The organism is Streptomyces sp. CBMA156 (genome assembly GCF_014596515.1).
In the GTDB taxonomy this organism is placed as follows: Bacteria; Actinomycetota; Actinomycetes; order Streptomycetales; family Streptomycetaceae; genus Kitasatospora.
In genome coordinates, this window is sequence record NZ_MSJQ01000277.1 from 1 (window position 1) to 26049 (window position 26049).

At 70.6% G+C, this 26049-nt stretch carries 20 protein-coding genes; 10 read left to right on the top strand and 10 right to left on the bottom strand.

What is annotated here, in order from left to right; translation table 11 throughout:
* Positions 1-497: 497 nt before the first annotated feature.
* Positions 498-770 (top strand): hypothetical protein, encoded by a 273-nt coding sequence (locus tag BU198_RS23325; RefSeq protein ID WP_188298815.1) that lies wholly within the window; start codon positions 498-500, stop codon positions 768-770.
* Between the two features lie 107 nt (positions 771-877).
* Positions 878-3334, top strand: a complete 2457-nt coding sequence (locus BU198_RS23330) for a DEAD/DEAH box helicase (protein ID WP_317620283.1) — start codon at positions 878-880, stop codon at positions 3332-3334.
* A 185-nt stretch (positions 3335-3519) separates the two neighbouring features.
* Here the strand turns inward: BU198_RS23330 and BU198_RS23335 are convergent, their stop codons facing one another.
* The 6 genes from BU198_RS23335 to BU198_RS23360 form a co-directional block, all read right to left on the bottom strand.
* Positions 3520-4668: an HNH endonuclease gene (locus BU198_RS23335; RefSeq protein ID WP_188298817.1), complete on the bottom strand. Its 1149-nt coding sequence runs from the start codon at positions 4666-4668 to the stop codon at positions 3520-3522.
* Positions 4669-4983: 315 nt separating this feature from the next.
* Entirely contained in the window at positions 4984-6852 is a 1869-nt protein-coding gene (locus BU198_RS23340; RefSeq protein ID WP_223244832.1) for an ATP-dependent helicase, read from the bottom strand.
* The gene (locus tag BU198_RS23345) at positions 6839-8827 is read right to left on the bottom strand and encodes an ATP-dependent nuclease (RefSeq protein WP_188298819.1); all 1989 of its coding nucleotides are present in this window, start codon (positions 8825-8827) and stop codon (positions 6839-6841) included. Before BU198_RS23345 ends, BU198_RS23340 begins: the two co-directional genes overlap by 14 nt.
* Positions 8828-9221: 394 nt before the next feature.
* Entirely contained in the window at positions 9222-9710 is a 489-nt protein-coding gene (locus BU198_RS23350; protein ID WP_188298820.1) for a hypothetical protein, read from the bottom strand.
* A 59-nt stretch (positions 9711-9769) separates the two neighbouring features.
* Positions 9770-12250, bottom strand: a complete 2481-nt coding sequence (locus BU198_RS23355; protein ID WP_188298821.1) for a hypothetical protein — start codon at positions 12248-12250, stop codon at positions 9770-9772.
* Between the two features lie 14 nt (positions 12251-12264).
* Positions 12265-12903 (bottom strand): hypothetical protein, encoded by a 639-nt coding sequence (locus BU198_RS23360; RefSeq protein WP_188298822.1) that lies wholly within the window; start codon positions 12901-12903, stop codon positions 12265-12267.
* Positions 12904-13313: 410 nt separating this feature from the next.
* On the opposite strand from BU198_RS23360, the gene BU198_RS23365 reads away from it, so the two are divergent.
* Positions 13314-13649, top strand: coding sequence for an ATP-binding protein (locus BU198_RS23365; RefSeq protein ID WP_262987060.1), 336 nt, complete (start codon positions 13314-13316; stop codon positions 13647-13649).
* 646 nt (positions 13650-14295) lie between these two features.
* The gene (locus tag BU198_RS23370) at positions 14296-14721 is read left to right on the top strand and encodes a hypothetical protein (protein WP_188298823.1); all 426 of its coding nucleotides are present in this window, start codon (positions 14296-14298) and stop codon (positions 14719-14721) included.
* 356 nt (positions 14722-15077) lie between these two features.
* Here BU198_RS23370 and BU198_RS23375 read toward each other — a convergent pair whose 3' ends face one another.
* Positions 15078-16193 (bottom strand): hypothetical protein, encoded by a 1116-nt coding sequence (locus BU198_RS23375; protein WP_188298824.1) that lies wholly within the window; start codon positions 16191-16193, stop codon positions 15078-15080.
* 373 nt (positions 16194-16566) lie between these two features.
* Entirely contained in the window at positions 16567-17748 is a 1182-nt protein-coding gene (locus tag BU198_RS23380) for an MFS transporter (RefSeq protein ID WP_188298825.1), read from the bottom strand.
* 130 nt (positions 17749-17878) lie between these two features.
* Between BU198_RS23380 and BU198_RS23385 the strand changes: the two genes are divergently transcribed.
* The 6 genes from BU198_RS23385 to BU198_RS23410 all read left to right on the top strand — a co-directional run bounded on the left by BU198_RS23385 (position 17879) and on the right by BU198_RS23410 (position 23308).
* Positions 17879-18232: a MerR family transcriptional regulator gene (locus tag BU198_RS23385; protein WP_188298826.1), complete on the top strand. Its 354-nt coding sequence runs from the start codon at positions 17879-17881 to the stop codon at positions 18230-18232.
* Between the two features lie 673 nt (positions 18233-18905).
* Positions 18906-19502, top strand: a complete 597-nt coding sequence (locus BU198_RS23390) for a TetR/AcrR family transcriptional regulator (protein ID WP_188298827.1) — start codon at positions 18906-18908, stop codon at positions 19500-19502.
* Positions 19499-19846: a nuclear transport factor 2 family protein gene (locus BU198_RS23395; protein ID WP_188298828.1), complete on the top strand. Its 348-nt coding sequence runs from the start codon at positions 19499-19501 to the stop codon at positions 19844-19846. Before BU198_RS23390 ends, BU198_RS23395 begins: the two co-directional genes overlap by 4 nt.
* A complete protein-coding gene (locus tag BU198_RS23400; RefSeq protein WP_188298829.1) occupies positions 19843-20103 on the top strand; it encodes a TfoX/Sxy family protein in 261 nt (86 codons plus the stop codon). Before BU198_RS23395 ends, BU198_RS23400 begins: the two co-directional genes overlap by 4 nt.
* A 375-nt stretch (positions 20104-20478) precedes the next feature.
* A complete protein-coding gene (locus BU198_RS23405; RefSeq protein ID WP_188298830.1) occupies positions 20479-21096 on the top strand; it encodes a HEAT repeat domain-containing protein in 618 nt (205 codons plus the stop codon).
* A gap of 1150 nt (positions 21097-22246) precedes the next feature.
* The gene (locus BU198_RS23410; RefSeq protein ID WP_188298831.1) at positions 22247-23308 is read left to right on the top strand and encodes a DUF2776 family protein; all 1062 of its coding nucleotides are present in this window, start codon (positions 22247-22249) and stop codon (positions 23306-23308) included.
* A gap of 275 nt (positions 23309-23583) precedes the next feature.
* Here the strand turns inward: BU198_RS23410 and BU198_RS23415 are convergent, their stop codons facing one another.
* Both BU198_RS23415 and BU198_RS23420 read right to left on the bottom strand, forming a co-directional pair.
* Positions 23584-24906, bottom strand: coding sequence for an ammonium transporter (locus BU198_RS23415; RefSeq protein ID WP_188298865.1), 1323 nt, complete (start codon positions 24904-24906; stop codon positions 23584-23586).
* A gap of 85 nt (positions 24907-24991) precedes the next feature.
* Positions 24992-26035 (bottom strand): urease accessory protein UreD, encoded by a 1044-nt coding sequence (locus BU198_RS23420; protein WP_223244830.1) that lies wholly within the window; start codon positions 26033-26035, stop codon positions 24992-24994.
* Positions 26036-26049: the final 14 nt, after the last annotated feature.

Consider the following 26049-nt stretch of genomic DNA (forward strand, 5'->3'; position numbering starts at 1 on the left):
GCCGGTACTGCCCCGGCCTTCGGCCGGGGGCCCTCGGCGAAGCCGAGGGCTGGCCCGTGCTGCGCGCGGGCAGCGGGCCGGCTGCGCCGGCCGGACCGGGCTGCGCCCGATCGGGCAGGGTGGCGGGCGCTGCGCGGGCGTGGGTGGTGGTGGGTCAACTCCGCGCTTCGCTGCGGAGTTGGGTGGGTGTCAGGGTGGGGCCTTCGGCCCTTGGTGGGGTGGGGTGGGTGCCGGGCTTCGCCCGGGCTGGCTGGGGTGGTGAGCGGGGGCGCTTCGCGCCTTGAGCGGGTGGCTGGGTGATGGGTGGTCATGGGGTGGGGTCACTCGTTGGGGTGGTGGCAGGGCGGGCTTCGCCCGTTCTCATGAATCAAAGACAGCAGCCCGCTAGACTCTGCATTGTTGGACAGTCTCCGGGCGGCTCTGGAGCCCGCTGGATCGGCTGGGTCTGGGCCTCTTCAAAGGGCCCGGATGTGACTCCTCAATGGATCGTGAGTGCTGTGATCGTGCGAGACGCTGACGGTATTGAGCTGCCGGAGCCGGAGAAGGCGGCGCCGGTTGATCTGTGGCGGGTGCTGCGGATGTTCCCGGGCATCGCCAACGACATGGAGCAGAAGCCGCACAGCTTCGCCGTCGCCGGTCCCCTGCTGATTGCCCAGTTCGAGCGGGTGGCCGAGCTGAGTGAGTGGGTGACGAAGTGCGCCCACGCGCTGCACGACGAGCTGGCCGATGACCTGCACAACGGGCGGGGCCCCTGGCAGCCCGAAGGCTGATCTGGCGCTGCTGGAAACGGGCCTGCCGAATAGCGGAGCGCCCTATAAAGAGACCGTAGCGGCTTTCCTGTGCGTCGCGTGAATTCCGGAAAATGGAGACAGTAATGATGGCGAAGAAATTGCGCCTGAACCAGGAAGAGGCGTGCGACGCGGCAGTGCGACTTCTGACGCCTCCGGCGTCGGGTCTAGTGCCGCCGGAGGAGCTGCGGTGCCAGATCCGGGCGGCGACGGGTGCGGGCAAGTCGCTGACGGCCGTTCACGTCGCCTCCCGGCTCCGCTCGGAGCGGACGCTGGTGATCGTGCCCTCGCTGCCGCTGCTGGAGCAGACGGCCTCTGTGTGGCAGCGCGAGGGCCACGGCGGGCTGATGGTCGGGCTCTGTTCGCTGGTGGGCAACGAGCAGCCCGTAGGCCTGCGCTGCACCACCGACCCGGCGGAGCTGGTGAAGTGGACGGCGGGCCCGGGGAAGGTGACGGTGTTCGCCACCTACGCCAGCCTGGGCCTGGGCCACCTGGAGAAGGCGCACAAGGCCGGACTGCCGGCCTTCTCGCTCGCGATCGTGGACGAGGCGCACCGCACGTCCGGGCAGGCCGGGCGGCCGTGGGCGGCGATCCTGGACAACGCCCGCATCCCGTGCGACAGGCGGCTGTTCATGACGGCCACCGCTCGGTTGTGGGCGGTGAAGGAGTCGGATCGGGAGCGGGCGGCGGCGGGCGGGATCGAGGCGGCCGAGCTGATTGCGAGCATGGACGACGAGGCGCTGTTCGGCCCGGTTGCCCATGACTACCCGCTGGGGACCGCGATCTCGGACGGGGTGATCGCCCCGTACCGGATCCTGTGCGTGGACGTGTCCGACCCGGTCCTCCAGGGCCTGGAGCAGCGGGGTGCGAGTGATCGGTCGGTGGAGTACCGGGGGGCCCGGTTGGCGGCCTTGCAGACGGCTCTGCTGACGGCCTGTGCGGAGTGGGACCTGTCGAGGGTGCTGTCCTTCCATCACATGGTGGCCGAGGCGCGGGCGCTGAGTGCCGGCCTGCCGGAGGTGACGCGGGTGCTGTGGGAGCAGGACTCCGCTTTGCACCCGGACCCGGCGCTGGTCGGGACGACGTGGCTGGAGGCGGAGCACACGCCGGCCGAGCGCCGGGCCGTGCTGGGAACGTTCGCCTCCCTGATCAAGGATGACGGGTGGCGGCTGCTGCGGTACATCCTGGCCTCGGTCAAGGTGCTGTCCGAGGGCGTGGACACCTTCGACTGCGACGCGGTGTTCTTCGCGGACGTGCGCGGCTCGATGGTCGACCTGGTCCAGGCCGTCGGGCGTGCGCTGCGGATGAAGCCGGGCAGCGGCAAGGTCGCCACCATCGTGGTGCCCGTCCTGCTGTGTGCCGGGGAGAACGGCAGCCAGTTGCTGACCTCCCGGGCCTACGACGGGCTGTCCAAGCTGCTGATGGCGTTGCGGGCGCACGACGCGGCCGCCGTCGAGCGCCTCGCGATGCCGCAGTCCGAGACGCGGCCGCCGAGGCACGCCGGGGAGCCGGACGCGCTGCGGTCCGCCAGCGGTGAGGCGCAGCTGCTCCAGTTCTCCACCGAGCGGGATCCGGCGGTGATCGCGGCGTTCGTGCGGACCCGGGTGCTGGAGCCGGAGCGGGCCGAGTTCCGGCGGGGCCTGGAGGAGTTGCTCGCCTACCGGGAGACGTTCGGTGACGTGAAGGTCCCGTACGCCTACCGGGCGCCGTCCGGGCACCGGCTGGGGGTGTGGGTGGCCGACCAGCGCCGGTACAAGGCGGCCGACGTCCTGGACGCCGAGCGGGTCAAGGAGCTGGACGCGCTGGGCATGGTGTGGTCGGCGTTCGACACCGCCTTCACCGACAACCTGGCCGCGGTCGCCGGCTACGCGGCCGAGCACGGGCACGCCTGCCCGCCGAACGAAGCGGTGTGGGGCGGGCGGCCGGTCGGGACCATCATGAAGAACCTGCGCACCGCCCAACGCCGCACCGAGGCGCTCCAGCGCCGGGCCGAGGCCGGGGAGACCGGGTTGGACTGGACCGGTGCGCTGAGCGCCGACCGCAAGGCCGCCCTGGACGAGATCGACGCGAGGTGGTGCCCGTCCTGGCCGGTCGAGTGGCAACGCTGCTTCATCCTCGCCTGGCACCACATCAAGGCCCGCGGGACGCTCGCCGGGGCCGAGCCGGGCAGCATCATCGTCCAGGGCGAGGACCTGGCCGGGTGGGGCCGCGCCCAGCAGGCCGGGTGGGACAAGCTCGGCCCGGCCCAGCAGTGGGCACTGGAGCACGTCCTCGGACTCGAACCCCTGGCCCCGGAGCAGCGGCCAGCCGTGAAGGTGACGCACGCGGAGAAGGAGGCCCGGAACCTGGCCGCCGCCGCCCAGTACCGCGAGCGGGAGGGCAACCTGAACGTCTCCCGCAAGCACAAGGAGACGCTGCTGCTGCCCGACGGGAGCACCGTTGAGGTCAGCCTGGGCCTGTTCATCGCCAACAGCCGCAGCAGACGCGCCACCATCCCCACCGACCGCGCCACCCGACTCACCAAACTCGGCATGCGCTGGGAATAGCCGGACGCGGGCCGGGGCGCGGGGTGCAACACGCCCTCTGCAACACGGCCCGGCCGCCCTCCGGGGGATGTGGATGCCCAGGTCAGGGGCGCAACACAGGCCGCGTTGCACCCCTTTTTGTTGGCGCTCGGGGCCTGCCGCGCGTAGCTGTCGCGATACACTGCTGCCCAGTACTGGCGGGCCGATTAGGACGACCCGGTCAGCCGGTGTGGTCCGGTCGGGCCGCCCGCTTCCTTGCGGCTGTCGCCCTTGAGCCAGTTCGACACCGCCGTCACCGTCGCGCCGATCTCGTTGGCGAGGGACGTAATCGTGGGGCGTTCAACCTCTGGTACCAGCCAGTACCGTTCGCGGATCTTGCGGATCACAGCATCGGAATATCGTCTGCCCAGGTGATGTGTTTCCCCTCGGCAGTCGGTCCCATGGATCGCCTTGTCGGCGATGTTCTCAGCAGAGGTGCCGGCCTGCAGGTGCCTGGGGTTGTTGCAGTTGTTCCGCAGCTCCGGGTCCGGACACTTATGCATGATGACCGTCGTACTGGGTATCTCCTTGAGCCTCAGACCATGGTGAATGGCGTAGGCGATGCGATGGGCGAGCGCGGTCTGGAAGCCTTCCCACCCCATCTGTCCATACCCGAAGTGGTTGCGGGTGCGGCCGATCCACGGCCAGCACTCGTCATCTGCGCGGCAATCGACACGCGCCCAGAACCGAGACTCGTCCGACGCTCGGAGCATCACTGCCAGCTCTCCGCTAATGATCTTCCACCCTCCCGTCGGGGGCGGCTCCGGATCAGCGACCTCGCGCGCCCCGGTGTACCCCTCCTTGCGGGCGCGCCAGGTGTCGGCGTTGTTCTCGCCCTTGGTTCCGGGGCGTAGGTGAGCGGGGTTGCAGCAGGGCTTGAAGTCGCACAGGTGTCGCAGTACCTTCCTGTCGGGCGCGGCCGGAAGGCCGCAGGCAAGGGTGTAGGCGACGACATGCGAGCAAGTGGAACCGGCGAGGTTCTGGCCAGCTGCGGTCAATCCGTACCGGTTGCCAGTGACGCCCTTAAACGGCCAGCACGCGTGAGGGCCAGCGGTCATGTCGACCCGGTCCCAGAACCTCGCCTCCCGGTAGTGGCGGGTCTCCGGCGTCTCCGCCAGCCCGTACAGCTTGCCTCCGTCTGTGATCCGCTGGCCTGCAGTGCCGTGCAGGTGCCGGTACGTCTTCCCGTTGACGAGTTGGTTGATCCGGGACAGGGTCGCTTGGAGCGCGGCGGCGACGGCGGTCTGCGTCATCCGGCCGGACCGGACTTCGTCGATCGCCCATCGGGCCTGAGCATCCGTCAGGGAATGTCGCATGCGCCCGACGGTAGAGCGGGGGTCTGACACCAGCATCAGCCCGATCCCCAGGTGCCCACCGTCCGCAACTACCTGCGCAGCGTCCTTGGGCTGGGTCCCAGGCGGGCGCGGCAGCCTGACTTGTGGATGGGCCATCGAGGTGCAGCACGGCCTGACGGCGTCGGTAAGGGAGTAACAGGCCGTAGCGCCAGCAGAGGAGTCCGAGCGGGCCGTGCTCGGGCCAGCAGTTCCAACAAGGTGGCGATGACGAGCACGGCATCGTCGTACTTGCGCCCGACCCCGCGGCCCAAACTGGGCTGGACACGCCCATTGTGCTCAGGTTTGTTCCCTAGGGGAGAGACGCCGCGCCATCTCGATCACGAAGGTTGAGGGCCCGTGAGATATCCAGTATCCGCTCTTGGTCTCGTACCCGGGGCCGACGATCATGGTCACGGTCGACTCAGCTCGGGTGAGAGCGACGTAGAAGGTGCGTCTCTGCTCTGCGAGCTCTGTCTCCGTCGGCCTCCGCCACTTCGTCCCGGCGGGTACATCACGCGGAATGATGCCTTGAAGAAGGCCCGGCAGAATCACGGTGTCGAACTCTCGGCCCTTGGCTGCGTGGTAGGTAGCGAGCAGGACCTTCCCGACGACTTCCTCACCGCGCGAGAGATCCTGCAGCGCAAGATTGTTGGACCTGCACAGGCTGGCTAGTACGTCAAGGCTGCTCGTGTTGTCCTGGTCAGGGTGTCCTGCGGCTACCTCGTCGAGAGCCAAACTGGCACGCAACTTCTCCAGCCAGGCGGCGGCTGGAGCCTCCGCTGGGTAGAGCTCCTGAGGGTCGAGGCACAGCTGCAGGGCTCTGGGCAAGAAGAGCCGCGAGGGAGGCGGGGCGAGGTGGGCCTCAGTGCGTAGCGTGGTGAGGGCGCGGGCCAGAGCGGCCAGGGACGGTGCTGGCGTCCGGCGCAGCATGTCGGCGCGGTCGGTGCCGGATGCGACGTGGATCTGGTAGTTGGTGACAGCGCGGCTTGCGCACTGCTGGACGAAGCGGGAGAGACTGCCTGCTGGCAGCTTGTCGTCGCCCTCGTGTCGGAAGTCCAGTTGGCGTCGAGTGAGTTCGTTGCGTACGACGTCGAGCAGGAGACCGCGAGCGGGGTAGAGGATGGCGATCCGCTCGGGGCTGATGCCCCTGTTGCGCGCCTGTTCGACAAGGTCGCAGGCCACCCGAGCGTGGTCTTGGATGCCTCCCTCGACCTGTTCGAGGTTGACATCGCCTGGAGGTGCGCCTTCGCGGGCGAGGCGGCCTCGGGGGAGTCCGAGGGCGGCTTCGGCGGCGGTGATGATGTCCTGGCCGCTGCGATAGTTGACTTCGAGCTCAAGGTCGCGGAAGTCTGCACGGCCTGCCAGTTCGGTCAGGTACTTGGCGTCCGCTCCGGTGAAGCCGTAGACGGCCTGGTCGGTATCCCCGACGGCGAAGATGGTGATGCCCGCCAGGTCGCGCAGTGCGAGGACGAGTTCGTGGAGGACTCCGCCGAGGTCCTGGTACTCGTCGACGACGAGGTGGGGGAAGCGGGCGCGCAGGAGGTCGCGGACGTGTGCGTGCTCCCTGACGAGGTGCACCGCCCGGGTGACCATGGCCTCGAAGTCAATCACGCCTCGGAGGGTGAGCTGTTCCTCGTAGAGGCGTGCTGCCTGGACTTCCCGCGGGTCGAAGCTGTCCAGGTTCTCGTTGCAGGCCAGGGCTCGGCGGATTCGGGTGCTCTGGGGCATGCGGTGTTGGGCGAGGACCTCGGCGATGCCGACTTGGTCGAAGCAGCGCTGCAGGAGCGCTTCGGTGGCCGCCTTGTTGAGGACGTGTCCGGCTTGGGGCGCCGGCTGCCCGGTCAGATGTGCGAAGGCGCGCAGTATCTCGTTCAGGCAGAAGGCGTGCACGGTGGAGCAGGTGATGCGCCCTTCGGCACGTACGCCGCTGCGGAGAACGCGGCGGCGGATCTCCTCGGCCGCCGCGTTGGTGTAGGTGATGCAGGCGACGCCGCGGAAGGCCGAGATCTGAGTCTGGAGCACGTAGGCGATCCGGGCAACGAGGGTGCGCGTCTTCCCACTTCCGGGCCCGGCTCGCAGGACGACGTTGCCGTCGTGGAAAACGGCGGTCCGCTGCCTAGCGTGCAGACTGTCGAGCTCCGCGAGAAGAGTGTCACTGACCTGCATCACTGCCCTGTCCGTTGGCTGGCGGCGCCGTGGGGCCGGTGACCAGCGAGGTTCCGCGGGCCGCGAGACTGATGCGTTCCATGGCCAGGAAGAGGTAGGAAGCCGTGCCCAGGCGGCGCAGGGCGTGCTCGTCCAGCGGGACATCGTCCTCGATCTGAGCTTCGGAGCGGATCCGGGCGCCCAGGTCGACCTGGGCGATGTGCTCGGCGAGGCGCTGTGCGAAACGGCCCTTGCCGAGGTCACCGATCCGCTTGAGCATCTTCTTCCGCAGCTCGGGGTCGATGATCGTGGCCAGCTCGTTGGCGACCCCGCGGCTCACGTCGTCGATCGCGGTGGTGTTGCCGTTCAGCTCCTTGAAGGCCTGGACAATCTCCTCGCCGAACATGGGGCACAGGTCGGTTTCCAGGGTCTGGGCGCCGACGTAGATGTCGAGGTCCTGGAGTTCTGAGGCGAGGGGATCGCGGGTCGTCCGGTAGTCGGCTGCGCCGGTTTCCGGCAGGACGGCAATCTGGGCCAGGAGGGTCGTGCGGCGGGCTGCCTCGGGGTGGAGTTTCGCGCCTCGCTTGAGGCCGGCTTCCCGCACATCGCGTTTGTCGCGGGCGGCGTCTCCGTCGGTGATGACCACGTGGGGGGTGTCGAGGCCCTTCGGGCCCAGGAGCGCCCGGTAGGGCTTGAAGTCGGTGCCGTGGACACTGGCCACCACGGTGCCGTAGGCATCGAGGTCGAAGCTGGCGGCTTCGGCCAGAGCTGGGAGGATGTACAGCTCGGCCAGTCCTTCGACCAGCACGACGGCGGAGGCGAAGAGGACTTCGGCGCGGCTGACGTCGAGGTAGCGCTCCAGGTCCGCGGCTTCCTTGCTGCTGACTGGGAGGGCGGCTGTGGTGGCTCCGGTCGTGCCGTTCTCTGTGGCGCGCAGGACAATGAAGGAGCGGACCGGGGCGACGGCGGCGATGTGCGGGCTGTGGGTGGTGAGGATGAGCGACGGCCCTGTGCGCAGCAGGTACCGAAAGAGGTGCCGCTGGAGGGTGACGTGGAGGTGGGCCTCGGGTTCTTCCACGGCGACCAGGGTGGCGATGAATTCCTCGTCTATTCGCTGCTGGCTGAGGGCTTCGAGCAGCAGACCGAGGTAGATGACGTTGGCGCTGCCAAGGCTGGTGTCGGAGATGCTCCTGCGGCGAGCCGTGTCGAAGAACAGGCGTACGGCGCGGATCAGTTCGTCCGGCTTGGAGGAGGCGAAGCCGAGGGTGGGCTGGACCGCCAGGCGCGGCCCGAACATCGCTCCCAGCCGGTCCGTAAGGTGCCCCTCCAGCTTGACCACGTTGCCGTCCTTGGTGAGCTGGTCGACAGCGGTCGCGATCGCCGACGCGGTGGCTTCCAGGTTCACGGGGTCCAGAGGAAGCCGTTCGAGGAGATCCCGCATCGGGCTGCGCCGCCAGTTGTGCAGGTCTCCTTCGGCGTCACGCAGGGCCGGGAGGACGCGCAGGGCCACTTCGCGGCGGATGGCGCGCACGTCGTTGGTCTCCCGGTCGCCGGCGAAGACGACGACGTCGTAGTCCTTCGCGGTAAGCGGCCGGCCGGTGGCCTGCACCTGGGAGCCCTCAGCGGCTGCCACTTCCGTTCGAGGGGCGAAGCGGTAGGTCAGCCGGGCTACGTATGGGTCGTAGTCCACCATGGCGCTGGACAGGATGCTCTTGGCGTCAGCATCGTCGTCAAAGCCTCGCAGCTCGACCACGATGATCACTTCGGCTCCGCCGGCAAGGCCTGCGGGGTGCCCTTCCCAGATGTCTTCCTCGCGCAGTATGCGCCGGGCATCGGACAGAGACGGGTCGAGGACCAGGCGGACCGCTTCCAGCAGGTTCGACTTGCCGACGCCGTTCTCACCGACGATCACGGCGTGGGCAGGGAAGTCGTCGATGACGAGGTGCTGGAAGTTGCGGAAGTTGCGTATCTCGATCCTCGAAATGTGCAGGCCCATTCGTCCCCTTGCCGATCTGTTGCGATGTGGTGATTCATCATTCCAGGGCCGTCCCGGTGGTGGGCGGTTTCCCGATGTCCGATGTTCTTCTCAGGGCTCCCGATGGCGGAGGAGGCTCGGGGGCGTTCCTGCAGTGCTCCACCGACCACTCCACGTACCACGATTGGGCTTTCTTCGCCGCCGTGGGTACCGGCGGACGCAGCGGGAGCCCCGGTCATGGGGCGATGGCGGGAACGACGGAGCCGCCCTCGGCGCCGTCGATGAGCATTAACGGCCGGACGGGAGCCAGCGGCCCAGCATCCCGAGGGCCCGGGCAAGAGGGAAGGCCACGCCAGAGCGGGGCCTTCCTCATCCCAGCCTCATTCCAGCCTTGCGATGACACCGCTGTGGTGGGTCAGTTCAGGTCGAAGTCGTTGGGGTCGAAGTCGAAGTCGTCCCGGCCGAAGCCGCCGTAGCCGGCGCCGCCGTTGAAGTAGTCGGCGAGGGCCTGGCCGACGATTCCGCGCACCTCGTCCTCGTCCTCGGCGAGGGCCAGGGCTGCGGCCTGCTCGCCCGTCAGGTTCAGGTGGATGTCGCGGGCACGGACGGCGTCCGAGCCGCGGATCTCGAAGCTGACGGTGCGGCCGACCCGGGCGCCGATCCCGGAGACGGTGCCGCGCTGCGCGAGCTGCTTGGCCTTGCGCCCGCGGCCGCGCTCGGTGGTCTGAACGTCGACGGCCTCGCGCTGGAGCTGGTCGACGTTCTGCTGCTTGGTGGGGTGGCGGGTGCCGTCGATCCAGCGCAGCACGGTGCGCGGGGCGACGCCGTAGGCGGCGGCCATGGCCTTGGTGTTCCCGCCGTACTTGCGGTCCCGCACCTGGCCGGCCCGCGTCGTGGACTGCACCGGTGCCTTCCGGGAGGGGAACATGGCCTCGCGTACCCGGCCGAACAACCCGCCCGCCATCAGTTGCCGCCTTCCTCATCGTCGTTGCCAGTGCTGACGGCCCCGTCGGTGCCGGGCTGCTCCTGGTCGATCGGGGTGCCGTCGGTGGTGTAGTGGTGGACCAGCTTGGAGGGGTGCTCCCGGCGCTCCATCGCCTCGACCACGGCCGTGAGCGAGATCGAGGACTCGTGCTTGTGGCTGCCCGGGGCGATGCCCAGGCGCAGCGCGCCGGGGACGGGGGTGCCGTCGTCCTTGACCGGGAGCAGCTCCAGCGGGGACGGGGCGTCGGCGGCGTACAGGTAGCTGTCGACGTTGACGGCGAAGGGGGCCCGGCCGGTGAGGAGCAGGGTTTTGCGCAGGCGGCGGTGGGCGGCGATGCGGGCGGCGGCGATGACCTGGAAGCGCAGCGCGGGGTCGTAAGACCAGGACGCGGCGGCCTTCTCCAGCCACACCTGGTCGTCGAGGTGGCGGGCGCTGTCGGCCCACTTGCCGATCCCGCCCTTGTAGACGTTCTTGTAGGCGCCCGCGAGGACCAGGGCGTCCGCGCGGACCGGGTCGGTGCCGACGTCCTTGTGGACGGCGTAGGCGGCCAGGAACTCCTCCGGGGCCTGGCCGTCGACCAGGCCGAGGTCGGCGTACGTCCGCTTGTAGCCGCCCCGGATCCGACCGGTCCACTCCTTGAGCAGCGGCGCGGTGTGAGCGGCCAGGTAGGCGGCGGTGACGGTGGACGGGTCGAAGCCGTAGGTGGTGGCCATGTAGGCGACCGTGGGGGTGGCGTACCAGCCCGGGCCGGTCGGCGCCTGGCCGTGGAACGTCGCCGGGTGCGGCAGCAGGGGATCGACCTCGATGCCGGTGAAGTCGCACCACCACAGGCCGGCGGTCTTGCCGCCGTCCCAGGCCGGGTTCTCCACGTACTTGTACGGGCCAACCGGCAGGCGCAGGGAGTCGGTGACCGAGAGATAGCTGGCGCAGACGTCGACCGCGACCGCCCACGGACGCCGGGCCTCCTCATCGGTGAGGGGGCGGGCCCACCACTTGTAGTCCTCCTCCTCGCACACCGCCTCCCCCTTACTGCGGAGTTCGCGGGTGAGCGGGTGCCGGGCGCCGGCGGCCGGCGGCACGCACAGGTCACCCGAGGGCAGGGCGCCCTCGCGCGGGTGCGAGGACCACTCCCCCGTCACCTGGTCCTTGACCCACTCCACGCGCGGGCGCACCGCATCCAGGAGCAGCATCGCGGTGGAGGCGGTCGTGGCCCCCGGCGCGACGCCCAGGTCGGCGGTGAAGGCCCGGTAGCGGCGCGCCAGGGTGAGCCCGTCCTTGGTGCCGTCGGGGGCGGTGGCCAGCGGGGCGGCGAGGGCGCTGACGGCCTGCTGACGACCGTCGCCCTGGCCCAGCCACGGCGCCACCGTGACCCGCACCGAGGTCTTCGGGCCGCCAGCCGAACCGGCTCGGCGGAAGGCGTGGAAGCTCGGGCCGATCTGGTCGCTGATCTCCATGCCCACCGTGGCGGCGGCCTTGGCCAGCTTGGCCTGGAGCGCGGTCAGGGCCTTCTCGGTTGTCGGCAGGGCGGCGGGCAGGCCGAGCTGCTTGAGCGTACCGGCGGTCAGGCAGACCATGCCGTCGCCGCCGCGCCCGGCCGCGTGGGCGCGCTCGACCCGCAGCGGCAGCCCGGTGCCCAGCCACGCGAACCAGTCGCCCAGCTTCGGCCCGGCCGGGGCCGGGAAGCCCGGGATGTCCAGCGCCCAGGTGCCGTCCTCAGCGGCGTCCAGCGCGACCATCGGCCACCAGCGCGGGGCAGCAGCCGGACCGGTGGGACGCTGCGCCGCCGGGCGGGTAGCGGTGCGGGCCGGCGCCGGGCACGGCCTGGCCGACGGGGCCGGGGACGCGGTGGGCGCGGGCCGGACCGACACCGAGGCGACGGAAGCAGCAGCAGCTGCGGGCGCAGCCGGGGCGGCGACGGGCGCTGGGGCAGTCGGAGCCGGAGCCTGCAGGGCGGGCTGCTGGGTGACCACGGCGGCCTCGGGCGCCGGGGCGGCGGGGCGGCAGAACCCGCCCAGGTGCATCGGGCGGCCCTGGGCGCGGTACACGGAGGGCTGGCCGCACTGCACGCACGGCGCCGCCGGACCCATCACCAGCGAGCCGTCCGGGTTCTGATCGAGCACCGGGACCACCAGGCCGTCAGCGGCCTCCTGGACGGGCGCCGGAGCGGTGAACGCCTGCGGCACCGACGAGACCGGAGCGGCGGGCTGCTCGGGCGCGGGGAAACGCTCCGCCAGGCCCGCGAGCAGCCGCGCGTAGGCCGGGGCGATGTCCTGGCCCGGGACGGCGCTGCCGTCCTCCCAGCCCAACACCTGGGCCAAGTCCACCCGCAGAGCTGCGGCGATCTGCGCGGGCGTCAGACCGGCCGCCAGGCGTAGCCGCACCCGCTCGGCCGGGACCGGCAGGCCGGTGTTCACGGCCGCCAGCAAGGCGTCGACGGAGTTGAACAGGTCATCCGACATCGGTGTGTCGCTCCTCAGCGTCCGTTGGGTCGGGTCGGGTCGATCCGCGGATCGCCGAACAAAGCGTCGAAGACCCGCTCGGTGAGGCAGGCAATCAGGCCCTGCTCAGCGTGGCGCAGGGTGTAGCCGGCGGTGCGCCCGAGGTCTGCCACCGCGATCGGGACCTGGGGCCGGTAGTAGAACTCGAGCTCCCGGCCGGCGAACTGGGTCGGTTCCACCACGCCCTGCGCGGGGTTGAACGGCAGGGCGAACGAGGGCAAGCCAGCCACGTCCTCCTCGGCGGCCAGGTGCAGCACGCCGTCGTCGGTGGTGCGGAACGCAACGGCCAGGTCCACGCCGCCGGCGCGGCGGTCGCGCGGCAGCCCGTGACCCTCCAGCACCCGGCCCAGCTGTGAGGGCGCCATGCCGGCGGCCACGCCCAGTGCGCGGCGGTTGGAGTAGCTGCCGGTGGCGTCCGCGCGGGACATCGCCAACTCCTTGACCACGGTCAGGCGCTGGGTGACCCGGCTGATGCAGTCCACCAGAGCGGTCAGGTCATCGAAGGTAGAGGCCTGCGGCGGCTTCACTGGCTGCTCGTCACGCAGCGCCGCGAGCAGCGCCCGGGCGAGGTCGTCGTGCACCTCGACCCGCTCGCCGCCGATGCTGATCCTCACGAAACAACCCCCAAACAGTACGACATAACCAAATACTACACACGTCTCTTTTGGGATGCCGAAAAAGGGGCGCGCGGCAACGCCGCGCGCCCCTTGAAGTCCTCGTCGGTCTCTCGGCCGCTGCCCTGATTCAGACCGTCAACCGGCACGCCTCCGGTCACGTCGAGCCGATAAACGGCACCCGCTGACGGTACATGCCCCAGGGCCCGTTTCCGCTCTGACGGGTCCCCGCCCAGGCCACGGGTATGGTCCGCGCCACCGGGTCCGACCGGCACAGCATGCAGTCTCGGCCATGACGAGAACAGTGACAGGTCGGAGGATCCGGTCAACAAGGGCAGCATCAGCCAGGTCTTCCTTCCGACTGCGTAGAGGACCTACCAGGCGGCACCTGACGTGCGGGATAGAACTGGCTGCGGAAGGCCGATTCCGGCAGCCCATGGACCAAGACCATCGCTCGTTACGGCCGTGTCGACCTCCTCTGCATTGATGAACTCGGCTATCTCGAACTGGACCGCCGCGGCGCCGAGATGCTGTTCCAGGTTCTGACCGAGAGGGAGGAAAAGAACAGTGTCGCGATCGCCTCGAACGAATCGTTCGGGGGCTGGACCAGGACCTTCACCGACCCGCGGCTCTGCGCGGCCATCGTCGACCGGCTCACCTTCAACGGCACCATCATCGAGACCGGCACCGAGTCCTACCGCCTCGCCCAGACCAAGGCCAAGCAGCAGCAGGCGAAGATCCGCTGATCCAGCAGAGGGCTACATCCTGCCGCCGCGGGCCTGACGGTCCAGGAACTCGATCAGCCGTGTCTCGGAACGCTCAAGCCGTTCCCGTTGCTCACGGGGAAGCGAGGCCAGGACGTCAACAAGGACTTGCTTCCGGGGAACGTGCACCATGTTGCCGGAGTAGATCCGGCAGCCGGAACACCACGAGAGCCCGATACACCGCTCGAACATGGAGGACTCGGGCGGATGGAAACGGAACTGGTACGAGCGGACAGACGTTCCGCACGCGGCACAGATCCGTCGGTCCCCATCGGAGGCCGTGTCCCAGGTCCCGACCTTGAGCCAGTGCTGCCGCTTGGCCGGTGCTCTTCAAGTCGTCATGCCGAGCATTCTCTCCCACGGCAAGCCACCTGGCGCCCCGTCACAGTGAACCGGAGCCGTTCCAAGCCGGAAGCCGGGGCCACTTCAAGCCGGAACCATCGCTCCGCGATCCACGCAGTGGGGCCAACTCGAACCGGAAAGGTGGGGCCACTTCAGCCGTTAACGCCACCTGCGCTCGATCAGTTGGTCGCCGACCCCGGCTCGTTGCCCGTTCCTCCCCGCGCTCTCCCCCCGGGCGCGGTCACGCGTGCACTGGACTGTCAGCTCCATCCGACACGATCGCGGGATGTCTGCCGCGACGACAGAAGATGGCACAATCCAGGGACGGAACTTCCACACACTGGCGGGCGGCGGTGCTGTGCTCTACATCGCCGAGTGCGTCGAACTGGACGCACTCAAGGTGGGCATCACCAGCCAGGCAAGCCGCACCAGCCGCGTTCGGGTGCACGCACGGCACGGCTGGCGCACAACAGCCGAGATTCCCTTCGACCACAGCCGGCATGCCCTCATCGCGGAGCAGGCCGTCCTGGCCTTCCTGCGGGCCTGCGGGGCGCGCGAGACTCTTCGCCGGGAACAACTGCCTCAAGGCGGCTACACCGAGACCATCGCGTCGCCCGACAGGCCGGTCTCAGTACCAGCGGCTTGCTCGAAGTGGCCCGTGCCGCCGCGGGAATCGTGGAAGCCACCGAGCAGCCGTCCTACCTGCTCCTGACAGCTCTCGCCCGGATTCATCAGGGCCTCAGCGGGATCCTCGAAGACATCCAGGCCCTGCGTCGGGCCGGCCACCAAAAGGACTTGGACAGGTTCGCTGCCGTGGCAAGGCCCGCGTTCGACAGGCTCCTCGAACGCCTTGAAGACATAAGAGCCAACCTGTCGAACTGACAGGCCGTCACTCGCACGCCCCAGCCTTCGGATCGGTCGCGCTCGGCGGCGGGCATGGACCCGGTAGCCATGGCAACCGCCTTGTCCCAATGGGTGGGGATGAGGTGGCCAGTCGGTGCCGAGCGGTGGCAGGCCTGACGTCTTCAGTTCAGCTCTGGGTGGCGTAGCGGCGGCGGATGGGGCTTCTCAGGTCAACTGCCCGGACGCCACTGCGACAGCCCAGACGAAGTCCTGGCGCAGGCGCTCCTCATCCCGATCGATCAGGGCGACCGTCTCGGTCCAACCGCGTTGAGGCATATCCGACTTCGCCACGCCGTACGCCAAGTCCAATCGGGCCCACCGGTCGAGGACTAGCTGCTCTGCGCCGAGCGCGAGCGCGCCCGGGAGAAGTTGCTGGTGTACGAGCGTCCAGCTCTTCCGCTCGTGCGCACGGATCCGCTCACCGTTCTCGTTGCAGATCCCGATCTTCCCTGCGCCGAACTCCTCGTGGACCAGGAGGTAGAGGTAGCCCGGCTGGTCCGGCTTGAATCCGAATCTTGCGCAGTGCTGGCAGGGAGCCCGCCTGCGTTGGATGACCTTGTCCAGTGTGGGTTCGACTCGTTTCCCGCATGCCTCGTGCTCAGCTGGCCAGGGCGCTGTGACACTCCCGGGAAACGGCTCCAGCGGCCGCAGCCCGGCGTCCTCCATGATCGAGACCGCGGTCTCGGGATCAGTTGCCCGCTGTGCGCAGTAGCGGCACTTGGACTTCGTCTTCCGGGCGTTGGAGAGAGTCGGGTCGACAGTCTTCTTGCAGTTCAGGCAGCGGCTGCGCCACTTGGAGTTCAACCCGGGGTAAGCGACCAGGGGTTCGAGCCCGAGTGCGAGCATCTCGGCTCGTGCTTCTTCATCCGGTATGCGCATGGTGCCGGAGCAATAGAGGCAGGCCCCGTTGCCGGCGTAGGCCACACTCGAGTACCAGACGTCGATCTCCCTGCCGCACGCCTGGCAGCGGCAGCGCCAGACTGCATGGGTCCCGGGGAAGGGCTCCAGCGGTTCGGCGCCGACAGCGCGGACGACCCCTTCCGCCACTTCGGAGCTGACGCGGCGCTTCTCGGCTGCCGCTTGGGAACTCTTGCGCTGCCCGCAGTGGAAGCACGCCCCCTGCCCATTGGTGACCACGCTGGTGTAGGACGACCTCGTCTCCTGCTGGCACGTCTGGCAGATCCCCGCCCAGGGCTTGTCTGCCCCCGGATAGGGCACCTGCGGATCAGTGCCGCGCTCCCGCATCGCCTGTGCCCGGGCTATCGGGTCGATCCGGGCCACGTCATCCCCCGTCAAGCACAGGCAAGCACCCCCACGCGGAGCTGACCCGACCGTACAACCGCTATGCCTGGGGACTTTGATGACGCCTCGTCACCATTTGCCCCGGGCACGGCCGCCGCCTCGGCGTCGGCCGACGCCGTCAGCGACGTCCGCGGGCCGTCCTCGGCCTGCTCCAGGGCATACGACCAGCCGCCCGTGCTGTCCCACTCCACGACGAGCTGGAGCGGGAAGACCGGGCCCCGCCGGCGGTCCGGGCTCCAGACCAGCTGCACGCCGAGCAGCACGGCGCCGTCCCGGTCGTCCTCCCAGGGCCTCCACCGGACCGGGCCGCGGCCGAGCTCTTCGAGGCCGGTGACGACCTGAATGCTTGTTCTCAGCCGGCCTCTGCCGCCCGCAGCTCGGGGAACCCCGTCCGGCGGGCCGCCAGCGCCGCGGCCGCGCCGACGACCACCAGGGCGAGCGCCGTCCACGGCACCGCCCCGATCCCGGCCCGAGCGAGGATCTGGCCACCGAGAACCGCACCGGTGCCGACGCCGATGTTGAACCCGGAATTGAGCACGGAATCGGCGACCTCGGGGGCGGCCGGGGCCGCCCGCACCACCGCCGCGTGCAGCAGCGTGGGCAGCGCCCCGAACGCCATACCCCACACGGCCAGGGCCACCAGCACGACCGGCGCGCAGCGTCCCGCCACCGCGAGGAGCAGCGCGGCACCGGTCAGCAGGCCGAGCCCAGCCAGCACCGCCGCACGCGGACGGCGGTCCACCAGTGCCGCGGCCGCTCCGACGCCCGCCGCGCCCGCCGCGCCGTACGCCAGCAGCGCCCAGCCGATCGCGGACCCGCCGAGCCCGGCGCGCTCCAACAGCGGTGCGAGGTACGTGTAGAGCGCGAACTGCCCCAACATCACGACCAACGTCGTACCGCAGACCACCATGGCCCCGGGCGTGCGCAGCACTGCGGCCACCCGCGTCGTACCCCGTGCCCGATCCCCGGGCCGCGCGGGCAGAGAGCGCGCCACCAGCACGGCGAGCAGCAGCGCGAGCACGGCCAGACCGCCGAAGGCCGCCCGCCAGCCGGCCGCCGAGCCGACAGCCGTCCCGAGCGGCAGGCCGGCCGTCAGCGCGAGGGCCTGGCCCGCGAACACGATCGCCACCGCCCGGCCGACCCGCTCGGGGGCCACCAGCCGGGCCGCGTAGGCCGCGGCCGTCGACCAGAACACCCCGGCGAGCAGACCGCCGCCCGCCCGCGCCACGACGGTCAGCACGAAGCTGCCGGAGACCGCCGTCAGCACGTTGACCACCGCGAACCCCGCCATGAGGGCGACCGTCAGCGGGCGCCGGGGAAGGCCCCGGGTGAGCACCGTCAGCGGTATCGCCCCGAGCGCCATCGCATAGGCGAACGCCGTGACCAGGAGTCCGGCCGCATCCTCGGACACCCCCAGATCGCGGGCCGCCGACGGGAGCACCCCGGCCGGCAGCATCTCGGTGGTCAGGGCCAGGAACACCGCCGCCGACAGGCTCAGCAGCCCGCCGACGGGCCAGCCCGGGGCAGGGCCCACGGGAGCCGGGGAAACGGGAGAGGAGGAGGAAGAGGAACAGGAGGAGGGTTGTGCTGTCTTCGCCATGGCTGGGACGCTAGAACTCTGACATCGATGTGAAAGTCAATCCCGGCTGGGTGAGGTGGCGCACATGAGGATCGGTGAGCTGTCCCGGCGCACCGGGGTGAGCCCGAGGCTGTTGCGCTACTACGAGGAACAGGGCCTGCTCGACCCCGTCCGGGAGGAGGGCAACGGCTACCGCAGCTACCCGGACAACGCGGTCCGGTGCGTTCAGCAGATCCGCGGGCTGCTCGACTCCGGCCTGTCGACGCGCGCCCTGCGCTCGGTCATCCCCTGCCTGCACGGCTCGGTGACGCTCCCGGCCGCCCCGGGGCCAGAACTGACCACCCTGTTGCGGCGCGAACTGGACCAGCTCAACGAACGCATCGACTGCCTCACCCGCAACCGCGACGCGATCCACGACTACCTCGAACCCCACTCCTGACACGGCAGCCGCACAAGGGACCGCGCCGGCGATGCACGGCGCGCCCCGCCGGACCGCAAGACCGCCCGACGCCTTCAGCGCGAAGCCGCGGCCACGCGGATCGAGGCGGCGTAGAGCCTTGATCATCTGACGTTCGCCCAGCTCACAGCATATGATCGAACATATATTCTGCGCCGAACTACCCGTCCCGTCGCCCTACCCCGCCCGGGGCCGTCGGGTCCTGGCGTGACGCCCGCCGCGCACCGGCCGACGAGGTCGCCCGGGCCGCCGACCGTCGGCGCTGTGGCTGACCGCGCCGTCGATGCCGAGGACGGTACTCCCGTGGGCGGTGAACAGTCCCTTCCTGTCCCGTCTCAATTGATCTGGTCTGCAGGTAGGGCTGCGACCTGCGGCGACCAGATCAATTGAGACGCCGGGCGGCCGAGGATCTCAAGTGATCTGGTCCTGGGCGGTTGGACGCCGGGTGTTGTCTCGGTTGATCTGGTCCGGTGGCGCGGTTTCGAACCGGAACCAGGGCTGGGCGGTCAGCCACGACTGGTAGTCACCGAAGATCCTGGCGAGGCTGTCCGGCTGCTCTCGCGCATCGAAGAACGCGGCGAGGGGGAGCGACGGGACTGACCCGCCGCGCAGGCGTGCTATTTTTGTGAGCAATCGTTCAACTACGGGAGTTTCGGTGGGGCGCAAGCAGGTCTGGGATCAGACGGAGGTACTGGCCGGTGCCATGCGACTGTTCCGTCGCCGCGGCTACCTCGGGGCCTCGGTGCGGGACATCGAGGAGGCGACCGGGCTGCATCCGGGCAGCCTGTACCGGGTCTTCCAGAGCAAGGAGGGCCTGTTCTGCGCTGCGCTGGACGCCTACAACGACCAGGTGGTGCAGGGTCGCGTCCGGGCCCATCTCCTGGAGCAGCCGGATCCTGTGGCCGGCATCCGGTCGTTCTTCACCTCGGCGTTCGAGACCGGTCTCGAACGCGATCCGGGATGTCTGCTCACCAACACCGCGGTGGAGTCCTTCACCGTTTCGCAGGCCGCCGCAGGAGTGCGCCGAGGACTGAAGGCGATCGAGTCCGGCTTCGCCGACGCGCTGACGCGCGCCCGCGCTCTGGGCCTGCTGTCGGCGGATCTGGACGTCGAGGTGTCGGCAGCCCGGCTGTTGGCGCTCTATCAGGGCCTGCTGGTGCTGGTCCGGGCCGGCACGCCCCGTACGAAACTGCACACCATCACCGATGGCGCGATGGCGTCGATCGGCTCCGACAAAGAAGGACAGCGATGAGCGACTCACAGCAGCTTTGGACGAACTATGCCGCGTGCTGGTCGGCCGACCCCGCCGAGCAGCTCGCCGCACTCGGCGCGGTCGCGGTCGAAGACGTCGCCTATCGGGACCCGGGCACGGAGGTGGGCGGGCTGACCGAGCTGGCCGCCTACATGGCCGGATTCGCCGCAGCCTTCCCCGGTCACCGGTTCCGCATCGACGAGGTGGTCGAGCACCACGACCGGTCGCTCGCACGGTGGACCCAGCTCGGCGAGCAGGACGAACCCGCCATGGCGGGCGTGAGCACCGCGCTCCACCGTCACGGCCGGCTCGCCGACATCACCGGGTTCTTCCTCCCCGCGTGAGCGGATCCCGCAGCCTCGCCGAGCATGTCGCCGATCAGCTGGCGCCGCTCGGCGAGGTCACCGTCCACCGCCATTTCGGCGGCCGGGCACTGCGCAGCCACGGCATCCAGTTCGCGATCGTGATGGACACGCTCTACCTCCGTGTCGACGACGCGACGCGCCCCTCCTACGAGGAGCCGGGTCCACATCGTTCACCTACCGTGCTGCGGGCCGCGCGGTCGTGGTGCACGCCTATTACAGTGCCCCGGCGCAAGTGATCGACGACCGGACCCAGCTGTGCGTCCTGGCCCGCGCGGCACTCGCCTGACGGTGAGACCGGACAGCTCCCCGCGCACGGACCAGATCAACTGAGACGCCGAGCGAATCGGACCAGATCAACTGAGATGGGGACCAGATCGCCTGCGACGGGACAAACACGAAGCCCGGCCGGTTGACGAGAGGCTGTCCCGTGTCAAATGATCTTGACCATTTGCCAAACGATCTTGACGTCTCCATGCGGCGATTTCGGGCAGTGGGCCACCGCCCGATCTTGGTCGGCGGCGGAGACAGTCCGCTGTGCGGAGCTGCACCGTCGTGTCAGGGCAAGGGCATACGTTGCCGCCGAAGGTGCAGTCGCCGAGAAGGGGAGCAGGATGGCACTGACGTTGGATGAAGCCGTGGCGCAGCTTGGTCACCGGCTCTCGCCCAAGCGGCGCTCCGCCGCATCGCGCTTGCGTCGGCTTGCCGACCCGGCTGCGGGCCCGGCGCTGCTGGAGGCTCTCCAGCGGGAGATCCGCGATGCCCGCACATGGGAGACCCAGTACCAGATCGTCATGGCGCTCGGGGTGTCCGGCCACCGGCCCGCTCTCGGCCTTCTCCGCGATCTCGCCCAGCACCCCTTCAAGGCCACCATGGCGTACGTCGCGCTCGGCGACGCCATCGTCCGACTGAGCGCCCCTGAGGAGACAGCCGATGCACTGCGCTGGTGCCTGGACGCCGGCACTCCGATGCTCGCCGACGGTGCCCTGCGCTCCGTCGCCATGCAACGACTCCCCCTGGACGCGGCCACGATCGACCACGTCCTCGACGTCCTCGCGCCGCTGGATCCCCACGACGGACTCCGCTTCTGGGCCGCGGCAGCCGCAGCAGGATGGACGGGCCCTCGCGTTCAGGGATTCCTCCAGGAGTGCGCAGCTGGCCCCCGGGCCGATGTCGCCGACGCAGCCACCTCATCCCTGCAGGGCAAGTACCAGACCTACTCCCCCCTGTAGCGACCCCCACCCCGGAGCCCACCGGTCAAGATCGTTTGGCGATCGGTCAAGATCATCTGATACGGGACAGAGGCTCCTGGCCGCCACACCGCCCAGGACCGTTGCACGGAGCCCGACGTTCCGTCACGATGCGCCTCGTGACGGAACCTTCCACCGTCCCCGTCTGCGCCCGGCCGGGGTGCGGACGGGCGCTGCCACGGGCGGCCACAGGCCGGCACACCGCGCACTGCAGCCCGGCCTGCCGGCAGGCTGAAAACCGTCGGCGGCGCTTCGACGGCACCCTGTCCGCCCTGCACGACGAGGCCCGCGGCCTTCTGACCCGCCTCGGCGGCGGCGAACGGGCCGGACAGGCCCTGGACCGGCTGGAGATCCGCGAAGCGGGCGGAGGCGGACGGGAGCACGCGGTGTCCCTGCGCGGGCCGGCCAAGGCGATCGGCATGACCACCGCGGGCGCCAACCACCGCCTGGAGAGGGCCGGTTGGCTGTCGCCGCTCGGCCCCGCCGAACCGGGAGCCGGTGCGGGAGGCGACGGTGCCCGGCCCGGATCCCTCCCCCGACGGCGAGCGGCCGGCCCTGCCGGCCGCGTTCCGCATCGCCGTGAGTCCCCGGACGGGTGCCGTCGCCCGCCAGGGCGCCGCACGAGGCAGGGTTGCGTCGCTGCCTGCCGGTGACACAACCAGACGAACAGGCACCCCGGCTGCGGGAGGAGGCCCGGGAACTGCTGGAGGGGATCGATCCCGGCCTGGCCGGCGCCGGGCGGCGGGGTCAGGCCCAGGGGACGGTAGCCGGGCAGGTCGCGGAAGTCCCTCGCCACGGCGGTCGGCGTCTTCCCGCTGTGAGTGGCACGGTGCTCGATGGCCGCGCCTTCGGCGCGCCGGGCGTTCCATCAATCGGATGACCTGTGACGGACGCCCGGACGCGGGACGCGGGCGTGGTCGCGGGGCGGTCCAGGCCGCCTGTGACCGCGCTGCCCGTGGTGTCCGCCGACAGCATCGCAGGCCACCGCCGGGGTCCCGCACGGCGGGTGTCGCCGTGCGCCGATCGGACGAAATCCGTGGACACCCGCCGCCGGGGTCCCGGCCGGAGAGCCGGCGGGCTGAACACTGACTGCCGCCCGGAACCGACGGGCGCGAGGGAACGAGGAGACCTGGTGAACCACGGAATGAGCGTGCTGCTCCGGGCGATTCCGCTGCTCATGGGCTCGGTGTCGGCCGCGCTCGGCGGCTACGTCCTCGCGCACTCCACCGGGCCGGGCGCCCGGGTCGCGGGCCTGACGCTGGTGTTCCTGGCCGCCGTCTGTCTCTGCCTGTTCGCCGTCGCGGCGACCGTCGTGCGGCAACTGATCGGCCGTTTCGGCGCGTTGGACCGGATCGGCTACCCGGCGTTCGGCTTCGCGGTGGCCGGGGCCGCCGTCGGCTACGGGCTGGTCCTGCTGGCGGAGAGCCACCGGCCGGTGGCCGACTTCGTGGCCGGCAGCGTGGTCCTCGGCATCGGCCTGGTCTGCGTGTGCGTCTCGTCGGTGGCCGCGGTCGCCACCCGCTTCACGCTGATCGGGCAGAACGCCGTCCTGCCGGAGGGTTCCCCGCCGCGCTCGCCCGCGCCGTTCGGCCGGTCCGCGGCCCGGGCGCTGGTGGCGGTCCCGGTCCTTGCGGCCGCCGCCGCCTGGGCGTGGGCGATCGTCATGCTGGCCAACGGGGGCGGCGGGGACTCGGACGGGCGATTCACGGCCGGGCACGTGGTGGTCGACCAGGCGATCGTCTGCACCGCCCTGATCGGGCTGGTGATCACCTTGCTGCGGCAGATCCGGAACACGTACACCCGGCGGGAGCGGGTCTGGTGGCTCGTCCCGGCCACCGTACTCGGCGCCATGGACATCACCGGGGGCCTGGTCGTCGTCGCCCTGGACCCCCGGCCCGCTCAACTGGCCACCGGGTACGTGCAGATCGGGCTGGGCCTGCTGTGCTGGACAGTGCTGAGCGCGGTGCTGCCACTCGCTCTCGGCTGGCGCCGTGCCGCGCCGCCGGCCGGCCGCGCCCCGCTGGTCCCGGTCGGCACCACACTGCTGTGCCTGTTCATGTCGGCGTTCCTGTTCGAGTCGGCCGACCCGGACGTGACGGTCGCGGCCCGGGTCCTGGTCGGCCTCGGCGCCGCCTGCTTCTCGCTCTTCGCCGTGGTCTCCGTCCTGGAGGCCGGCGTCGCCGACCGGAACTGACCGGCCGCCCGAAAAAGCCGGCCGAGAACGGCGAAGGCAGGGAGCCGAAGCTCTCCTGCCATTGTCCGACTCCTACCGGACAGGGGGCCTTGCGGCAAGGCCCCCTCCCTGGCGCTCGGTCGCTGACTGCATCGGGAAACCCGCGCAAACCGCACAAATCGGGCGTACCGCGTGCAATTGCCCGGCAGGGGATCGGAGAAGCAGGACACATGACCCGGCAATCGCCGTCCTGCTGGCCGGCAGCTGCCCTGCCGCCCACGGTCCCTGATTCCCTGTCAGTCGATGCGTCGGGCCTTGAGCAGTTCGACGATCTTTCGGACGAGTTCGCCGTCGCCGCGGGCGTCGGCATCGACGAGGGTGCCAAGGCGTTCGGCGGTGAGGGTGTCGTAGGCGGTCTCGGCCTCCGCGCCGGGGATGTGTTCGTACGCGGCGCCGGCCCGGAAGCCCACGACCTGCTCGACGAGCTTGGCGAGCAGCCAGGTCACGGTGAAGGAGAACGCGGCCATCGCCAGCAGCGCCAGCACCTGCTTGCCGAGCAGGCTCCAGCCGCCGCCGTAGAACAGGCCCTCGGTGCCGCTGATCCGGGCGGTGGCGAACAGGCCGACCATGATCAGGCCGGTGGCGCCGCCGACGCCGTGCACGCCGACCACGTCGAGGGTGTCGTCCACGCCGAAGCGGTACTTGAGGGTGACGGCCCAGGCACAGACCGCGCCGGCGGCCAGGCCGGTGACCACGGCGCCGAGCGGGTTGATCTCGCCGCAGGCGGGGGTGATGGCGACCATGCCGGCCACGCCCGCGGAGACCACGCCGGTGGTGCTGACCCTGCCGGTGCGCCACTTCTCGACCAGCGGCCAGGTGACCATGGCGGCGGCGCCGCCGAGCTGGGTGTTGAGGAAGGCCGCGGCGGCGGTGCCCTGGTCGTTGAGCGCGGAGCCGGAGTTGAAGCCGAACCAGCCGAACCAGAGCAGTGCGACGCCGATCACCACCAGTGGGATGTTGTTGGGCCGTTCCTCGCGCCGGGCCCAGTCGCGCGGGCCGCGCAGGGCGACGGCGACGGCGAGGCCGGCCATGCCGGAGTTCAGTTCGACGGGCAGGCCCCCGGCGAAGTCGAGGGCGCCGAGCCGGTCGTGGATCCAGCCCTGGGAGTCGAACACCCAGTGCGCGGCGGGCGCGTAGTCGACCAGCAGCCACAGCGGGACGAACACCAGCCAGCCGCGCATCCGGGCCCGATCGGCGACGGAGCCACTGATCAGGGCGACGGTGACGACGGCGAAGCCCATCTGGAAGGTGGCGAAGATGTAGGTGGGGATGGCGCCGGTGAGGGTGTCGATCTCGACGCCGCGCAGGAACGCCCGGTCGAGGTTCCCGATGATTCCGGCCCCGCCGACGTCCGGTCCGAAGGCCAGCGTGTAGCCGAGCGCCCACCAGACCAGGCTGCCGAAGGCGAGCGCCGCGAAGCTCATCTTCAGCATCATCAGGACGTGTTTGAGCCGGACCAGGCCTCCGTAGAAGAACGCCAGTCCGGGTGTCATCAGCAGGACCATCGCGGTGGAGGCCAGCAGCCAGGCCGTGTCGCCGGCGTTGTAGGCCGGGGGCATCGGCGGGGACACGGAGAGCACGGGGTTACCTCCGGGGCAGTCGGGTTGGCGGGCGGGTCGGAGCGTGTGCGGCCGGGCCGGGCGGTCAGGTCTTGCGCAGCGCGGGAGCGGGCTGTCCGGTGAGCAGCAGCCGGACGGCCCGCCAGGCGGCGTCGAGCGCGGCGGCGGTTCGGACGGGGTTGTCCGCCAGCATGCGCAGCCAGGCGCCGCTGTCCTCGGGCAGGGTGGAGACGCCGTAGAGCAGGCCGCTGCCGTCGAGGGCGCGGTGCAGGGTGTCGGCGATCTCGGCGGCGGGGCGCAGGTCGCTGACGGCGTACAGGGTGGCGAGGTGGTCGTGGCCGGCGAAGACGGCGGGCCCGGTGACGGCAGCGCGGTCGCCGCCGGGGGTGAGCCGCAAGGTGTCGACGGCGAGCGGAGTGCCGTCGGGGCGGGTGATCTCCAGGTCGGTGGCGAGCACCTGGTAGTCGTGCCGTTCGCCGCGGGCGAGCCGTCCGGCGGTGATGGTCTCGCCGAGTACGACGGTGGCGCCGGGCGCGGCGGTGACGGTGGTGCGCTGGTGGAACCGGGAGCCGCCGAACGGGATCAGCGGGTCGGGCAGGTACTCCAGGTAGGCGTCTTCGTCGGCGGTGAGGTGGACGAGCTGGCTGGCGTAGTCCTGTTCCATCCGGAACACCTTGGTGGCGGCCTGGGTGGTGAGGTGGACCCGGGTGCCGGAGCCGCAGCGGGCGTCGATCCGGTAGCGGTCGGCCTGGGCGACGCCGCCGCCGGTGGCCATCAGGTAGACGTAGGCGGCGTCGGGCTGGGCGGGGTCGATCCAGAGCGGGCGCGTGATCTGCAGCGGGGTCTTCTGGTATCGCTCGACGAGTTCGGTGCGGCCGCCGCGGACGGCGAAGGCGAGGTCGAGGATGCCGACCTTGGCGGGCGAGCCGGGGGCGAGGGTGTCGGGGCGGGCGGCCAGGCAGGCCACCTCGGCGGGGAGGTGGCCGGTGGCCCAGTGCGCCGGGTCGAGCCGGTCGACGGAGCGGACGGCGGACTCGGAGCCGGCGGGCGTACTGCCGGACGGGGGGTCGGACTCGCGGCCCGGTTCCCGGCGGGCGGGCCGGTCAGCGGGTTGCCCGTGTGCTGTCATCGTCGGCCGTGGAG

What these genes read in the sequence shown, in the direction of transcription:
- BU198_RS23405 (WP_188298830.1), top strand. Translation starts at nt 20,479, where the DNA reads ATGGCACTGACGTTGGATGAAGCCGTGGCGCAGCTTGGTCACCGGCTC.
- BU198_RS23370 (WP_188298823.1), top strand. Translation starts at nt 14,296, where the DNA reads ATGTCTGCCGCGACGACAGAAGATGGCACAATCCAGGGACGGAACTTC.
- BU198_RS23385 (WP_188298826.1), top strand. Translation starts at nt 17,879, where the DNA reads ATGAGGATCGGTGAGCTGTCCCGGCGCACCGGGGTGAGCCCGAGGCTG.
- BU198_RS23330 (WP_317620283.1), top strand. Translation starts at nt 878, where the DNA reads ATGGCGAAGAAATTGCGCCTGAACCAGGAAGAGGCGTGCGACGCGGCA.
- BU198_RS23345 (WP_188298819.1), bottom strand. Translation starts at nt 8,827, where the DNA reads ATGGGCCTGCACATTTCGAGGATCGAGATACGCAACTTCCGCAACTTC.
- BU198_RS23395 (WP_188298828.1), top strand. Translation starts at nt 19,499, where the DNA reads ATGAGCGACTCACAGCAGCTTTGGACGAACTATGCCGCGTGCTGGTCG.
- BU198_RS23335 (WP_188298817.1), bottom strand. Translation starts at nt 4,668, where the DNA reads ATGCGACATTCCCTGACGGATGCTCAGGCCCGATGGGCGATCGACGAA.
- BU198_RS23415 (WP_188298865.1), bottom strand. Translation starts at nt 24,906, where the DNA reads ATGCCCCCGGCCTACAACGCCGGCGACACGGCCTGGCTGCTGGCCTCC.
- BU198_RS23420 (WP_223244830.1), bottom strand. Translation starts at nt 26,035, where the DNA reads ATGACAGCACACGGGCAACCCGCTGACCGGCCCGCCCGCCGGGAACCG.
- BU198_RS23355 (WP_188298821.1), bottom strand. Translation starts at nt 12,250, where the DNA reads ATGTCGGATGACCTGTTCAACTCCGTCGACGCCTTGCTGGCGGCCGTG.
- BU198_RS23340 (WP_223244832.1), bottom strand. Translation starts at nt 6,852, where the DNA reads ATGCAGGTCAGTGACACTCTTCTCGCGGAGCTCGACAGTCTGCACGCT.